The sequence below is a fragment of the Halogranum amylolyticum genome (assembly GCF_900110465.1).
Taxonomy (GTDB): Archaea; Halobacteriota; Halobacteria; order Halobacteriales; family Haloferacaceae; genus Halogranum; species Halogranum amylolyticum.
This window is the reverse complement of sequence record NZ_FODV01000014.1, coordinates 45,863-60,506: the sequence shown is the minus strand read 5'-3', so window position 1 is coordinate 60,506 and position 14,644 is coordinate 45,863. Positions and strand designations below refer to the sequence as shown.

Here is a 14,644-nt window from a genome sequence, read left to right as displayed (position 1 = left end):
TCCGACGTAGATGCGGCCTCGAGTGGGTGTCCTGCTGGGGCATCTCGTCGCAATCAGCCATACCCGAAGTGGCCAAACCTCACGTAACCCGAGTGGCTGCTGGTAGGGCACACAGGCAGTCACTTGTGATCCGTGATTCAGTACTGATTCCGGAGTGTCCACGCTGCTTGTCCACACCCGGGCTACAATCAGCGCTACTCGTTGCGTCGTACTGCATCTGCGAGGAACTGCCACAACTGGCCAACACACGTAACCGAGCGAGGGACGAATCTGTTACTGCATTCTCCCCTCTACCGTGATCGCGGCCCCGGAGAGGGTGGAATGCACATGGCATTCCGGTTTCCACGACGCCCTCTGGCCCAGGGCGTTTTCTAATTGTCAGGCGCTAAAACCCCGTTCTTCAGGGCGGGGATACAGCGCCGTCTTTGGTTGTGAACTCTGTGACCCGAACGTACAAGTGCTCACACGACGTTTCTGTGACTGTCGTTGCGATGGTTCCTCCATCGTGATTGACTGTCCGAAAACTGGCAGTTGACTTGGTGTTTGCCTCATCAAAACGTAAGCCTTCGGACGACCCAACCGACACAAAATAATCAGATACCTCTGAGTCCTCGTGGAGAGGATAGGAGTAACGGTAGCGTGGCCCTGCCAGCACTTGTCGGGTGTTAAACCGTAACTCTCCCAACTCAGCGGGCCTTTGCTCGTGGGAAGCCCCGCCGTTTACGGCGGGGAGGAGGTCACCCCCAGAATATACTGCGTCGAATCCAACTCACGCCAGCGTGGCTTCTGACAGCAACGAGGGCGGTTTAACTGGCCATAGAAGCACTGTCTGCCGTTCGGTCAGCTACTGGGTTCACCGGACTGGGTGAACAACGCTATGAGTGTATCCCGCCGTAGAACCCGCGCGTGAAAATTGTCGGTGGTACCCTCGGCGACTGCTGACTGTCTGTGAGATGAGGCATGTGTCACACGAGCAGTCAATACCTGCGCTCGCGTTTCAAATCTCTCGAGAGAGACTCGGCCTCTGAAGCAGGCGACTGCTGGCAGCGACCAGAGCAGGTTTGATCGGCACCGTCGCCGCGTGGGAGACTCGCGAGCGGCGATGTCGACACCACGTGTATTTGGCATCGTGGGCGACACCCCACTTGAAGGCGACCACACTCTCCGGGAAGGAACTAGAGCAGAACAACCTGAGAAAGAACTCATGCCGCCATGGGAAGCGACGGAGGAAGAACAGACTGAGGAGGAACTTACGCCACCGTGGGTAGAGTGAGAACTCGCTGCAACGCGTCCTCTCGAATCACAACCTACTTGCGTCGGCAACCGACCTGACACCCCAACGTGGCGACGACTGTGGACACCCGAATACGTGGCGTCAGTGTGGCACAGGCGGCCACAAGCAACGCCAAATCGCTCGACGACGCGAGCGACAATCGGTTTAGTAAGCCAGACCTCGAAACAAATCTAAATCTAAACTAGATTAATCTATACTATATAATTACGAAATAATGTAACAATACCCTTGTTCAGTCTCGGACAAATATAATTGTGAAAACCAATTCAGTTTACAGATGCAGTGACGGACACTATTACGGTGACGTAGAGATCTGGGAACGGCTTGAATCAGGGACGTGGACACCCTGTTGTTGGGATCCGGAGTTGGGAACGGAGTGGATGGAAACAGCAGACGGCGAGCTACTGGTGCTTGAGCCGATTGCCCGAAGTGCTCTTCCCGAGAGAGTGTCAACCGAACGTGTTGCTGCCGGGACCGCTGTGAAACCGAGTCCAGCTACCGAGAATTTCTGAGTTGGGCGGGAGTGACTGTGTCGGAGCCACGATCGGTCTCCAGGACACCTGTACAAGTCGTCTCATCTGTCAGACGATAGGGCCGACACCCAACTGTGGCGACGCCCGTAGACACCCGCATGCACGTCGTCGGTCTCGCTGCGGGTGCTTACGTGAGCAGCGCCGCGAGCTCGTCGAGCACCGCCGCGTCGTATGCGCGACTGCCGTCGCGATTCGCGCTGGAGCGCTCGGTGTAGCACTCAATGATCTCACAGTCGACCAAGAGGGGAATCAAGCGGCCGAACGGGCAGGCTGGGAGGAGTGGGTTGTCGAGATGGGGGTCTAGTTAGCGGCCCGTGGGATAGAGACGCGTGGCGTTGTTGAGTGCGGTTTTAAGGAGTGGGAGGTGGCATCGGAGGGTGCTATAGTGTTGGGGCGAGCGTGCTTCGAGGGCTGCGAGCCGGGTGGTGAGCGACGACGCCATCAGTGGGTTTCTGAGTCGTCGTGCGTTCGTGTGGCTCTGTGTTGTGATGCATGGGTGCTGGGCGTGCGTCGGTGGCGGCGAGTATACCCGCGTTAGAAGCGGTAGGTGACGATCTCGGCTGCGCCACACGCTGGACAGTCAGCGTCCGTGGCCGTGCACGTCGTCCCACAGTGGCGGCATTCATAGACGACGGTGTCTGTCGACAGCAGCTGTGTGAGCCGACTACGGAGCGTGTCACTGCTCGACATAGCTGCGTGTCTATTCGCATCCCTGCTAAGTGTTTCTCTCCCGACTGTCGGGTGTGCGGATAGTGAGGTGGGAGGGGTCAAGCGGGGCAGGACAGCTCTTGTGATTCACAACGGTGTTTTTGGGCTTTCTGGCGGGGATTTGAACCGGTTGTGCATGGCCACTGGGGCGACGAGTGGGACTTGGAGATTTTTTGAGGACTGCGGAGTGTTCGATGGTGTTGTGAATGTCGGCTATGAGATACCTACCAGTCTACCGTCGGGCATATGGGTGCCGGTTGGCGCTCTAGAATCTCGTTACAGAGCATTCACCGTGTGGCCAAACAAGCAGTTATACAGATTTCACATATTCGAAGCGCACTCCGCAGACAGACCGTACCTGGTGTGGATACACGAGGTACAGGTACGATCATTCCGTCTCGTTCGTGTCGGCCGAGACGGTAGTCTCCAACACGACGGTCGGCCAGACGCGCCAGATCGCAACTCCCAGTGCGCACAGCCACCAGCCGAGCAGTCCGAGCACGTTCAACGACGTACTTCCGGCGTTCACTGCCGCTCCGCCGACGACGCCGACGGCCTCCGCAAGGACGAGCCCTCGAAACGCACTGTTCGGACTGACCGCGAGAAGGGCGGGAACGCTCTCTGGAGAGAAGATGCCCGATGCGAGACCGGCTATCAGCGTGGTGTCGATACCGACGACGAACGCTGCAACGAGTGCAGTCGCGAGCGCAAACGCTGTCCGGAGTGTTCGTGCCGCAGCCGACACGGCCAGTGCGACCGCGAGGGTCACGAGCGTGAACCACGCCGAGAGAACGACGAAACGGACGAAGCGAAGCCCGGAGTCGGCAGCTTCGTTCTGGGCGAAGAACGTCGGCTGGTCCGCAGTGAGGACGGGAACGAGTAAGCCAGCGACGAACAGCGAGCCGACGACGAGGCCGACGAGGACGACCGCCCGTCCGAGGTAGACGCCACCGACGTAGGCGACGCGGTTCACGTCGAAGGTTCGGAGCATATCGAGTTCACCAGTGAGTCTGTCGTCGAGGATCGACCGGTATCCGAACGCGAACGCCAACAGCGGAATCAGCAGCTCCGAAAACGTGAGCAAGTCGAGGGTCAGCGGGACGAACCCGCCACTGCCGCCCGTTCCCGCCCACGTGACACCGACGATACTCACGAGATAGACCCCAGCGAGTGCGAGGAGTGCCGGGGTTCTGACGACCGTTCGGAGTTCGCGCGTCGCGACGACGAACAGATCGTTCACGATCCCTGTCGTGTCGTCGACGGTCTCACGGACGCTCACGAGTTGGTCACCTCCGGCGATCGCCCCGATCGAACTGTCGATTCCTGTTCGTCCCCCTGCACCGTCGCGAGGAAGGCCTCGACGAGCGTCTCGCTCCCGGTCGACGCGAGCAGGTCGGTCGGTGTCCCCGAGAGGACGAGTTCACCGCGGTCGAGCAGCACCACGACGTCCGCGTACTTCTCGACAGCTTCGAGGTTGTGTGAGGTGACGACGATGCCAGTCCCGTCGTCTGCAAGCGAGCGAAGTACACCGAACAGCCGTTCGACCATGGCAGGGTCGAGCCCGCTTCCGGGTTCGTCGAGCACGAGAACCGACGGCTGACCGAGAATCGCCTGGCCGAGTCCGAGGAGGCGCGTCATCCCACCGGACAGCGACCCCACGGTTCGCTCAGCGACGTCGGCGAGTCCGACCCGTTCGAGCGTCTTCGTGACGTCGTCGTCTGCCGTCGTGTCGTCGACGAACCGCGCGTAAAACTCGAGTGTGTCGTGGGCAGAGAACCCCCTCCGAAACGACGGCCGCTGCGGCAGGTAGCCGACGGCCCGTCGATCGGTCGCTGTGTCCGACGTGGACGCGACTGTGACCGTCCCTCGATCGGGGGCGCGAACGCCAGCGAGTGCTTCCATCAGTGTCGATTTTCCGGACCCGTTCGGCCCGATGACGACCACTAACTCACCACGGCCGACCGTGAGCGAGACGCCTTCGAGGACGGATACGTCGCCGAACGACCGAGCGAGGTCAGTCGCCTGGAGAGCGACAGCTGTCTCTCCGGTGGTGGCCGACCGACCGTTCCCCAGCGACGTCGACTCCGAAGCCGAACTGGCGCTCTCCTCGGTCATGCTGCGGTACCTACTGTCGCGTTCGCTCTCGCGTCGGTGACGCGTTGTGGATGGAACGGCTCCGTCCGTGGTGCGGTGTCGATCACGCCCGACTTCCGAAGACCGGAGACGACGTCGCGGACGCGCCGCAGCGTCGCCGCTGCAGGCGACTGGGCGAGCGTCGTCCCACCCGACGTCGTGCCGAGTCGACTGTCGACCGGTCCCGTCGGTTCGTACGCCCGGTCGTAGATGCCGTTCCCGTCACCGTCGGGTATCGGAAGCGGCCCCCAGTAGTTGCCGACGTCGCGATAGGTCCACGTGCGGAGCGGGCCGAGCTGTGAGTCGACCGGTTTCGTGTTGTTGACGACGTCGTTGCGGAGGACCCAACTCGCTGGCAGGATCTCGTTGGTTCTGATACCGAGCTCGTTACCGACGATGACGTTGTCCATGAACACGTTCTGGTCGCCCGTCACTTTGAGTCCGTTCTGATTGTCTATCATGGTGTTGTTCGCGTACAAAGAGGTACTGCCGGCCGAGACGATACCGACGGCGCTGTCGCGGACGTCGTTGTGGACGACGAGGTTGTCTATCGGCCGACCCATCACGATTATCCCTGTCTGGGTATCGCGGGCGTCGTTGTGCGCGACGAGCGTCCGCGAGGTGTACATTTCGTGGACACCGTAGCGGCCGCCTCTCATTCGGTTGTGGCGGATGACGCTACCATCCGCCCGGTGTGTGTAGACGCCGTCGCGACCGTCACGGAACGTTGAGTCTTGGACGACGCTCTGACCGTTGATGAGAATCGCCCCCATGAAGCCTTCGCTCGGCGTCGGTGCACCGTCGACAGTGACGTTGTCGATGACGCTCCGGTTGCTCTCACGGACGATGATGCCACTTGCACTGGTCTCGATGTGAACGTTCGAGACCACGGCGTTGGCCGACCCGTCGAACACGACTGCTGCATCACCGTATCCGTACGCGAGTTGCACATTCGTGTCCCAATCGGCGGATCTGTTCGTCTCCCCGGGACCGCGGCTCCCGACGTCACCGACGCCCGCAATCCGGAGATTTTGAACCGCCACGTTGTCCGCACGAGCGTGAATGACACTCCCGTCTCCGTCACCTGAGAGGACGGTCTCGTTGCCCGCCCCCGCGATCGTGAGTGGTTTCGTGACGACGAGTTCGCTCGTCTCGTACCGACCGGGCGGGAGATAGACCGTCGTGTTCGGCGGTGCAGCGGCGACTGCAGCTGACACGTTCGGGGCGTCTGCGCCGACGGTGACCGAGCGTGGTCTGTCGAGGGGCGTCCGCGAAGCGGCCACGGTCTGATTTGCCCACGTCTGCTGCGATGCGGCCATCTCGTCGAAGCGAGTCAGCCGACGTTCCAGTGGCGCGTCGGCACGAGATTTCAGCGTCTCCCAGTTGACGACGTCGCCACCGTGGGCCTCAGCGAACCGCTCGGCGTCGCCGCGGTTGGAGAACGGGAGCACTGCCGGTCCGGACGGAACTCGTGCCTCGCTCCCGACGACGAAGACGGCTCTGTCGGCAGCGACCCACCCGACCGCTCGTCCCCGCTCGGGAACGACGAACCCGTCGTCGGTGAGCGTCGGCGTCACCGTCGAGAAGTCTGACACGTACACGGCCAGCGGCGACCCGAACTGTCGCTCGGTACTCGGATCGACGAGCTCTGACGCGACCATCTCAACTCCGTAGTAGCCGACGACGTACCGGTAATTGGAGTAAAACACCTCCGCTTGCGGAATGACGAACCCCTCCTGGAGGGACCGCTGAATGTCGACACCGGTTCCACCGGCGTCTACTGTGTCCTCGAACGGCACTGGTCGCAACTCTTCCCCACCGACCGGTGTCAGAAGAAAGGAGAACGCCGACACGAGCAGGACTGCCGCGAGTATCCCGCTCACCCAGCGCGTCCCAGTCGGGGTCAGCAGTGACATCTTACCGCTTACCCAGGCCGGCGATGACTTCTGGGGTGACTTCGTCGTGCGTTACTAGATTACCGCCGTATTCGGATTGGAACGACTTGGCGTCCGACTCGTCGGTGAACCCGATGAGATCCTTCCCCATCGCCCCTTCGACTGCAGATCCGGCGACGTAGGTGACGTCTTCGACGCGGGCAAACGCCTCTTTCTGAGGGTGTGTGGAGATGAGTGTACTCCCCCGTTCTTCGGCGAGGCTGTACTCGACGCTCGAGTAGTCGGTGACGTAGAACGCCGTCTTCTCCCATCCTTGGTTCTGGCGCTCGAAGTCGTACTGATACGCTTCCCACGTACTGTCGAAACGCGCAGGGTTGTCGTGTCCTTCGGGACTCTGCTCGGCGTAGAAGATCTCCGTGGTCGGCCCTGGGTGCTGACTGATAACCATCCCACAGACGTCGCACGTGGCGTCGTCTGGAAGCGTGATCGCCGCCGGAACCTCGGCGTCGCCGTTCTCACCGTTTCCGAGACATCCTGCGACGGAAGAGAGCGCAACGGTCGCCCCCGCCAGTAACGCCTGTCGCCGACTGTAATGTCCTACAGGGCATCGATCTCGCGGAGCCATATCCTGTGTAGGGCGTTTGGTAAACAAATAGCGTCTGGTTTACGCATCGAACCGATTCGAACACCGTCGGTTCGTAGGTTTGTCTCGAGATGCCACTCATCACAGAGAGTGCCGGCACGACAGTTCGGGATGGAAGGTCGCCTCCGTGGATTGATACCAGTGGACAACAAGACTAGAGACATATGGATTTCGACGAGTTCACGGGTACGATACAGCACAGACTCGAACTTCCGGGCACGGGGGAGACGGTGCGTGCGATTCGAGCAACACTGACGACACTCGGAGCACGGATTCCGAAAGACGCAGCCGAAGATCTCGCTGGGTCGCTTCCGATGGAGATCGACTGGTATCTGACCGGCGCCGTCCACGAACACGGACAGCGATTCGACTGGCAAGAGTTTCTCGCTCGCGTCAGTGAAACCGAGAAGGCGGAGCCAGCTGACGCCGCCTATCACGCACGGGTCATCGTGGACTTCGTGAGTACGTTGGTTCCACCGTCCGATTTCCAACAGCTCCGTGATCAACTTCCGGAGGGAGAAGACAGAGAGAACTGGCGCAAACTCTTCGAGATGGTCGATACTGGTGGCTGGAGCGACGCGAATGAGGCACAGACTGGCGGCGGTCCACAACCAGAGAACGAATCGGAGCAGTGAGAAACGGCGTGGAGCGACAGCTCCAAGACGCCGGGGAATCGTCGACTCCGAGGTCGACAACCGATAGTGGTGGGATGGCGGAGTGGACAAACGTGCCTGCTTGGAAAGCAGGTGGCCTCGCGGCCTCGTGGGTTCGAATCCCACTCCCACCGTGTGGCTCGTCGGCGACGACGTCGTCTCACGAGACAACGCCGGTAGTAACCATTTTCGACACTATGGCTCTGCGAGCGGAGATTTTGCGCAAATATCGGCTTCTCAGGATTCCTCACGCCGATTAGTTCGTTCCCTCTCGCGCACCCGTTGCGTGTCAATTCTGAGTTTGGGGAACTAATTCTTTCGTATCAGACACCTAACTTCACAACGTTCGAGCATCGTGTTGGTTAATCTCGGGATGGAAACAACCAAACACGAGGACGTGCCAAACAGTCGTTTCACCACGTGTTCGATCTGTGGGGCACGAGTGTGAACACGAAGTGACCCTCCAACAGCACATCCTGATTGGACACCGGAAGAGCACCGTGACGGACGAGGTGCTTTCGGCCGTGCGAGACTCCTCCCAATAGCCAATGTCGAAAACAGCCAACGGTCGATCGGCCGGACTGGACGAAGTGAGCGGCAAAGAGAGTCCCTATCCGAAAAACGAGGATGGACACTACATCTGTCACAGGGAGTGTGTCGATGGAAGTGCCTGTCAGCAAGTCGTGAATCTCCCGGGAACCGCCTGCTACGACTACTTCGGACAACCACCACTGCAGCCGGACGACGAGGAAGACGAGCCGTCGACTCCCGAGTGACCCGTCTCTCGTGGGTGGAAGTGCTCGAATCGAGGGGTTCACCCTCACGATTTATGGGGAGTTGCGACTTTTATCGTTTGGAGCGTTGCCAGACCGCTTCGGTTGATGTACGATGTACGACACGATTCTTGTGCCGACAGACGGGAGTGCGAGGGCGGAAGCAGCAGTGCAGCATGCGCTGAACCTCGCGACGACGTTCGGGAGTCGCGTACACTTCCTGAGTGTCGTTGACGAACGGTCGTACAGTACGACCTTCGCAGACGTCGACCCCGTCGCTCGAGGGCAGCGCGAACGGTTCGAACGACACGCCACCGAAGCGGTCCGAACACTCGCGACGCAGGCAACCGAACGCGGTGTGACGTACCGTACAGCGGTCGAACACGGCGTTCCCCACGAGACGATTCTCTCGTACGTCGACGAGCACGACGTCGATCTGATCGCGATGGGAACGCACGGTCGAACTGGACTCGATCATCTACTCCTCGGCAGTGTGACCGAACGAGTGGTACGAGCGAGCGACGTCCCCGTCCTCACAGCGAGACTCGAACCGGACGACGGGTCGAGCTACGACCGGGTCCTGATTCCGACAGACGGCAGCGAGGCCGCAGCGACGGCCATCGAGCACGGAATCACCGTCGCCGAACGCTACGACGCCACGGTTTACGCACTTTTCGTCGTCGACCTGGATGCCCTTCCAGGTGGCTACGGGGATCGATCTGTTCTCCCCGATGCCCGTCGCACGCTCGAACAGCGAGCAGAGCGTGCTGTCGAAACCGTCGCCGAACGTTGCGAGCGCCACGGTCTCGAGGTCGTCACGACGATTCTGCAGGGGACTCCCCATCGCGTCATCCACGACTGCGTCGACGAGACGGAGATCGACCTCGTCGCGATGAGTACCCACGGGCGGACTGGTCTCGAGCGCTATCTCCTCGGCAGCACGACCGAACGTGTCGTCCGAACGAGCGACGCGCCGGTACTGACAGTCCCGTCAGCGGGAGCGCGTTGAGGAACGTCGACTGCGAGCACGAGAGGCTACTTGGTCTTGGCCTCCGTAGATATATCCCCCCATGTACCAGAACGTTCTCGTCCCGACTGACGGTAGTCGGGGAGCCGAAGGCGCGATCGCTCGCGCGTTCGATCTCGCACGAATCGGCGACGGGACGGTCCACGTCCTCTACGTCGTCGACACCGGTTCCGAACCGAGCGGGTTAGCGACCACAGAGCGCGAGGAACTACGACAGCGTTCGGAGAAGCGCGGGCGGAAAGCAACCGCGCGAATCCAAGAACGGGCTACGGAGCTCGGACTCGACACTGTTCGTGTCGTCCGGGAAGGAGTCCCTCATCGAGGGATTCTCGACTACGTCGCCGACAACGACATCGACTTGGTCGTGATGGGAACGCACGGTCTAGCAGGAACCGAACGCTCTCGACTGGGGAGTACCACAGAGCGGGTGATCACGCTGGCAGACGTCCCTGTGATGGCTGTGCGACTCGCCGAAGACATAGATGTTCCCGAATCGGGGTACGGCATGTACGACCACGTTGTGATTCCTACCGACGGCAGCGAGGCCGCCGAACGCGCTGCTACGCAGGCGCTCGAAATCGCCGAGCGCTACGGCGCGACCGTTCACGTGATCTACGTCGTCGATACGGCGACTTACGGGTTCGAGGATGTACCCAGGAGTATCGTCGGCCTCCTCAAAGAAGGCGGTCAGAAGGCTGTCGACGAGATCGCGACCGACGCCCGCGACCGTAATCTCCCGGTGACGACCGACATCCTGCGTGGAGTTCCGCACGAAGCGGTCCTCGAGTACGCAGAGAGGGTCGATGCCGACGTGATCACGATGGGAACTCGCGGTCGGACCGGAGATATGGATCGGCTCCTCGGAAGTACGACCGCCCGAATCGTCCGCCGGTCGGATGTCCCCGTACTGGCGATAAGCTGATGACGGTCGTGAGAGATTGGTCGCTTCGTCGCGGGCGACCCGAGGATGCTCGGCAGGACAGCTCCGAGTAGATGACGACTCTTCGATAGAGGCGGCCAGTGGACGATCCGTGTCCACGTCAGTACACTGAAACACGTCTGACTATACAATCTCGATTGTCAGGCGTGGTCGACCGGTTCTCCGCTTCGGCTGTTCTACTGATCGGGGCACTCGGGGCAATCCTGTTGTTTCTGTTTGCAGTCCCGTTGTTGGGTGCGGCTACGGACGCTGTCGCGCCGGTGTTACGGCGTGTGTTTCGTCGTATCGTCGTCGAGGGAGTGACCAGTTGCACGAGCTACTACAGTTCCGTTCGACGCCGTGTTCCACTCGCCTTCGGAGCTGTCCCGGTCGGGTGTCGTCGAACAGGGGTCCCGAGATGGCGGATGTTTAACCTCATGTGTGACAAATACAAACAATGGCGCGCACAGCGTACGGGTACATCACCCCAGAGAATCTCGCACTCTTCACCGACCTGTACGAGTTGACGATGATGCAAGGGTACTACAACCAGAGTCACAACCCGACGGCGACGTTCGATCTCTTCTTCAGAGACCTTCCACCGAACCGAGGGTACATGGTCGCCGCCGGGTTAGAGCAGGCGATTCACTACATCGAGACGCTTTCGTTCGGCGAGCGGGCGATCGACTACCTGACCGAACACGGATTCGATGAAGAGTTTCTGTCCCATCTCGCAACGCTGGAGTTCACGGGCGACGTACGAGCGTTCCCGGAAGGGACACCGGTGTTCGCGAACGAACCACTACTCGAGGTGACTGCACCCATACTGCAGGGGCAACTACTGGAAACGGTCGTCATCAACCAGATCGGCTATCAGAGTCTGATCGCGACGAAAGCTGTTCGGATGCGTGATATGGTCAGACGACATGGTGATGGCCAGTCGCTCGTCGACTTCGGGTCGCGGCGTGCCCACGGGAGCGACGCCGGAGTCAAAGCCGCGCGCGCCGCCTATATCGGCGGATTCGACGGGACTTCGAACGTCGCTTCTGGGGAACTGTTCGACATCCCGATCTACGGGACGATGGCCCACTCGTGGATTCAAAGCTTCGAGACCGAGCGCGCCGCCTTCGAGACGTTCGTCGACGAGTACGGTGACGAGTCGATTCTCCTCATCGACACCTACGATACGGTCGCTGGGGCGAAAATCGCACGCGAGGTCGCTGCGGAGAAAGATGTCGACCTGTCTGGTGTGCGACTCGACTCTGGTGATCTCACGGCGCTCTCCAAGGAGGTACACGAGATTCTTGAAGAGACAGACATCTTCATTTCGTCGGGTGTCGACGAGTTCAAAATCCGTGAGTTCCTGACGAACGGAGGTATCGGTGCAGGATTCGGGCCGGGGACGGCGCTCGTGACGAGCACAGACGCCCCGAAGGTGGAGGGTGTGTACAAACTCGTCGCCGTCGAGCGAGACGGAGCGATGCAACCCAGCATGAAGCTCTCGACCGGGAAGGTAACCTACCCGGGTGCTAAGAGCGTCCGACGCGTCGAACGAGACGACGAGTATCACCACGATATCCTCGCACTCCAGTCGGAGGACTGCAACGGTGCCGAACAGTTGGTCTCGGTCGTCGAGGACGGTACGCTCGTCTACGAGTTCCCCGACCTTCAGTCGATTCAGGAGCACGCTATGCGCACCCTCTCGAAGGTCCCACCGACGGTTCGGAAACTGGAAGACCCGGACAGCTACGACGTTCGTATCAGCCCGGACCTCGATACGCAGACGAGCGTACTCCGCCGCCAACTCGAGAGACAACTGACCTAACGACCTGCTGTAGAACCGAAGTAAGACCCAAGACCATCACCCCGACTAACAAACCCATGTACGAACGAATTCTCGTCCCGACCGACGGTAGCGACGTCGCAGACGCTGCGGCCAAAGCGGCGATCGGACTCGCACAGCGGTTCGACGCCGAACTACACGTGATTCACGTTCTCGAACTTGCCGAACTCCCACCCGGTGTCGAAGACGAAGCCGCAGGTGAACTCGCACACAGCGGTGAACAGGCGACGTTGGCAGTCGCCGAGCTGGCGAGAGACGCGGACGTCGACGTGACACCGCTGGTCGTCGAAGACGGACAGCCGACGTATCGCGCCATTCTCGGATACGCCGAGAAGCACGACGTGGACTGTATCGTGATGGGGACCCACGGTCGGAGTGGAATCGACCGATTCGTTCTCGGAAGTGTCACCGAACAGACGTTGCGCGAGTCACCAGTGCCCGTCATGACGGTTCACGAGGAGACGGTGTTCGATCCGGCGTTCGACGCAATCGTGGTGCCGACGGACGGGAGTGCGTGCGCCCAGGCCGCCGCAGACTACGCTATCGACCTGGCGCAGGTGACCGGTGCGACGCTCCACGTGATCCACGTCGTCGATACTGGTCTCGTCTGGGGGGATCTGGACCCTGGTACTGTGTTGGAGGCGCTCGAGGATGCGGGCAGACGAGCGCTCGAGCAGGTCATCGACCGGGCCGAGAAAGCAGATATCTCGACGATCGAGAGCTCGGTGCTGAGCGGGACGCCGTACCACGCTATCGTCGACTACGCCGATACGGCCGATATCGGTTGTGTCGTGATGGGGACGCACGGTCGAACCGGCTGGAACCGATATCTGCTCGGCAGCGTGACCGAACGTGTCGTTCGCCTCACCGACGTTCCGGTAGTCGCGATCAAAGCGTCCGACGAGATGAACTGATAGTGCCTATCATAGCCGACTGCAGTTCCAACTGTTTCTGAAGGACGGGTCAGGAGGTGGATGGGAGAACGAATCTGTCTCCGCTGCAATTCGAACTGATGGGTACGACCGATGGAGTTAATCCGTGTGTCGTGGTGTCTAGTGTCACAGATGGGAGTGAGAATCGCGAGCGCAGCGAGCACCAAGTACGACAAACAGCCAGCGTCCTCGTCGCGGGAACTGTTTAGTGAGGCTGCCCGCGAAGCGTTCGACGAGACGAGCATCACGCCGGCCGACCTCGATGCTGTCTACGTCGGGAACTTCATGGGTGATCTCATCGAGGACCAGGGTCACATGGGTGCGCTCTTGGCGGACTATGTGGGTGCCCGTGACGCAGCGTCGGTTCGCATGGAGAGTGCGTGTGCGTCTGGTGGGGCGACGTTCCGACAAGCAGTACTCGCGGTCGAAGCGGGGGCGGCGGACGTCGTGCTCGCAGGCGGCGTCGAACAGATGTCGACCGCCGACATCGAACACGTCACCGACGCCCTCGCCAACGCGGCAGACAACGTGTTCGAGAACGAGCAGGGTCTGACGTTCCCCGGAATCTACGCGCTCATGGCGCGACGGTACATGCACGAGTTCGACGCGACACGCGAAGAGTTAGCCGCCGTCTCGGTCAAGAACCACAACAACGCCGTCGACAACCCGCTTGCACAGTTTCAGCGAGAACTTACCGTCGAGGAGGTGGTGGAGTCGAAGTCGATCGCGACTCCTCTCGCTCTCTACGACGCGTGTCCCGTCTCGGACGGTGCCAGCGCCGTCATCGTCGTCAGCGACGAGTTCGCAGCGGACCACGGCCTCGATATGTCGGTGACAGTGCTCGGGACCGGTCAGTCGAGTGATGCCCTCGCGCTTCAGGACCGTGCGGCCATCACCCGGACACCGGCTGCCGAACGCGCAGCACGAGCGGCGTACCGGGATGCAGGTATCACGGCTGACGACGTCGACGTGGCCGAAGTTCACGACTGTTTCACTATCGCAGAGATACTGGCGCTCGAGGCACTGGGCTTCTACGAGCAGGGAGAGGGAGTACGGGGTGCAGTCGACGGTGAGACGTCACTCGAGGGGGAGATTCCGGTCAATCCGTCGGGTGGCCTCCTCGGGAAAGGCCACCCGGTCGGCGTCACTGGCATCGGCCAACTCGTCGAACTGACGAAGCAACTGCAGGGGCGACATCCGAACCAGATCCCCGACGCCGACGTCGCACTCGCACACAACGTCGGTGGGAGCGGTGCGAGTACGACGGTAACCGTCCTCGGAGGTGAGTGAC

Annotated in this window: 13 protein-coding genes and 1 tRNA gene; 8 read left to right on the top strand and 6 right to left on the bottom strand. The window is 60.8% G+C overall.

The genetic code is table 11. The features are described from left to right. Positions 1 to 1,954: 1,954 nt before the first annotated feature. The 6 genes from BSG17_RS28345 to BSG17_RS18785 form a co-directional block, all read right to left on the bottom strand. Entirely contained in the window at positions 1,955 to 2,080 is a 126-nt protein-coding gene (locus BSG17_RS28345; protein WP_280141198.1) for a hypothetical protein, read from the bottom strand. Positions 2,081 to 2,361: 281 nt separating this feature from the next. After that, positions 2,362 to 2,517 (bottom strand): hypothetical protein, encoded by a 156-nt coding sequence (locus tag BSG17_RS27185; RefSeq protein WP_170864868.1) that lies wholly within the window; start codon positions 2,515 to 2,517, stop codon positions 2,362 to 2,364. 406 nt (positions 2,518 to 2,923) lie between these two features. Then, positions 2,924 to 3,814 carry an ABC transporter permease gene (locus BSG17_RS18800; RefSeq protein WP_211609212.1) on the bottom strand — a complete coding sequence of 297 codons (891 nt, stop codon included), beginning with the start codon at positions 3,812 to 3,814 and terminating at the stop codon, positions 2,924 to 2,926. After that, the gene (locus BSG17_RS18795; protein WP_089826855.1) at positions 3,811 to 4,650 is read right to left on the bottom strand and encodes an ABC transporter ATP-binding protein; all 840 of its coding nucleotides are present in this window, start codon (positions 4,648 to 4,650) and stop codon (positions 3,811 to 3,813) included. Before BSG17_RS18795 ends, BSG17_RS18800 begins: the two co-directional genes overlap by 4 nt. Beyond that, entirely contained in the window at positions 4,647 to 6,584 is a 1,938-nt protein-coding gene (locus BSG17_RS18790) for a NosD domain-containing protein (protein WP_089826853.1), read from the bottom strand. Before BSG17_RS18790 ends, BSG17_RS18795 begins: the two co-directional genes overlap by 4 nt. Position 6,585: 1 nt before the next feature. Continuing rightward, the gene (locus BSG17_RS18785; protein WP_089826851.1) at positions 6,586 to 7,188 is read right to left on the bottom strand and encodes a nitrous oxide reductase accessory protein NosL; all 603 of its coding nucleotides are present in this window, start codon (positions 7,186 to 7,188) and stop codon (positions 6,586 to 6,588) included. Between the two features lie 182 nt (positions 7,189 to 7,370). Here BSG17_RS18785 and BSG17_RS18780 point away from each other — a divergent pair, with 182 nt between their 5' ends. From BSG17_RS18780 to BSG17_RS18745, 8 genes are all read left to right on the top strand, one after another. Continuing rightward, positions 7,371 to 7,841, top strand: a complete 471-nt coding sequence (locus tag BSG17_RS18780) for a DUF2267 domain-containing protein (protein WP_089826850.1) — start codon at positions 7,371 to 7,373, stop codon at positions 7,839 to 7,841. A 68-nt stretch (positions 7,842 to 7,909) separates the two neighbouring features. After that, positions 7,910 to 7,993 (top strand) — tRNA-Ser (locus BSG17_RS18775). A 414-nt stretch (positions 7,994 to 8,407) separates the two neighbouring features. Beyond that, entirely contained in the window at positions 8,408 to 8,635 is a 228-nt protein-coding gene (locus BSG17_RS18770; protein WP_089826848.1) for a hypothetical protein, read from the top strand. 112 nt (positions 8,636 to 8,747) lie between these two features. Further along, the gene (locus BSG17_RS18765; protein ID WP_089826846.1) at positions 8,748 to 9,641 is read left to right on the top strand and encodes a universal stress protein; all 894 of its coding nucleotides are present in this window, start codon (positions 8,748 to 8,750) and stop codon (positions 9,639 to 9,641) included. A 61-nt stretch (positions 9,642 to 9,702) separates the two neighbouring features. Beyond that, a complete protein-coding gene (locus BSG17_RS18760; protein WP_089826844.1) occupies positions 9,703 to 10,581 on the top strand; it encodes a universal stress protein in 879 nt (292 codons plus the stop codon). Positions 10,582 to 11,035: 454 nt separating this feature from the next. Next, the gene (locus BSG17_RS18755; protein ID WP_089826842.1) at positions 11,036 to 12,403 is read left to right on the top strand and encodes a nicotinate phosphoribosyltransferase; all 1,368 of its coding nucleotides are present in this window, start codon (positions 11,036 to 11,038) and stop codon (positions 12,401 to 12,403) included. A 56-nt stretch (positions 12,404 to 12,459) separates the two neighbouring features. Further along, positions 12,460 to 13,335: a universal stress protein gene (locus tag BSG17_RS18750; protein ID WP_089826841.1), complete on the top strand. Its 876-nt coding sequence runs from the start codon at positions 12,460 to 12,462 to the stop codon at positions 13,333 to 13,335. A 150-nt stretch (positions 13,336 to 13,485) separates the two neighbouring features. Further along, a complete protein-coding gene (locus BSG17_RS18745; RefSeq protein ID WP_089826839.1) occupies positions 13,486 to 14,643 on the top strand; it encodes a thiolase domain-containing protein in 1,158 nt (385 codons plus the stop codon). The last annotated feature ends 1 nt before the right edge of the window (position 14,644 follow it).

What these genes read in the sequence shown, in the direction of transcription:
- BSG17_RS27185 (WP_170864868.1), bottom strand. Translation starts at nt 2,517, where the DNA reads ATGTCGAGCAGTGACACGCTCCGTAGTCGGCTCACACAGCTGCTGTCG.
- BSG17_RS18795 (WP_089826855.1), bottom strand. Translation starts at nt 4,650, where the DNA reads ATGACCGAGGAGAGCGCCAGTTCGGCTTCGGAGTCGACGTCGCTGGGG.
- BSG17_RS18790 (WP_089826853.1), bottom strand. Translation starts at nt 6,584, where the DNA reads ATGTCACTGCTGACCCCGACTGGGACGCGCTGGGTGAGCGGGATACTC.
- BSG17_RS18785 (WP_089826851.1), bottom strand. Translation starts at nt 7,188, where the DNA reads ATGGCTCCGCGAGATCGATGCCCTGTAGGACATTACAGTCGGCGACAG.
- BSG17_RS18780 (WP_089826850.1), top strand. Translation starts at nt 7,371, where the DNA reads ATGGATTTCGACGAGTTCACGGGTACGATACAGCACAGACTCGAACTT.
- BSG17_RS18770 (WP_089826848.1), top strand. Translation starts at nt 8,408, where the DNA reads ATGTCGAAAACAGCCAACGGTCGATCGGCCGGACTGGACGAAGTGAGC.
- BSG17_RS18765 (WP_089826846.1), top strand. Translation starts at nt 8,748, where the DNA reads ATGTACGACACGATTCTTGTGCCGACAGACGGGAGTGCGAGGGCGGAA.
- BSG17_RS18760 (WP_089826844.1), top strand. Translation starts at nt 9,703, where the DNA reads ATGTACCAGAACGTTCTCGTCCCGACTGACGGTAGTCGGGGAGCCGAA.
- BSG17_RS18755 (WP_089826842.1), top strand. Translation starts at nt 11,036, where the DNA reads ATGGCGCGCACAGCGTACGGGTACATCACCCCAGAGAATCTCGCACTC.
- BSG17_RS18750 (WP_089826841.1), top strand. Translation starts at nt 12,460, where the DNA reads ATGTACGAACGAATTCTCGTCCCGACCGACGGTAGCGACGTCGCAGAC.
- BSG17_RS18745 (WP_089826839.1), top strand. Translation starts at nt 13,486, where the DNA reads ATGGGAGTGAGAATCGCGAGCGCAGCGAGCACCAAGTACGACAAACAG.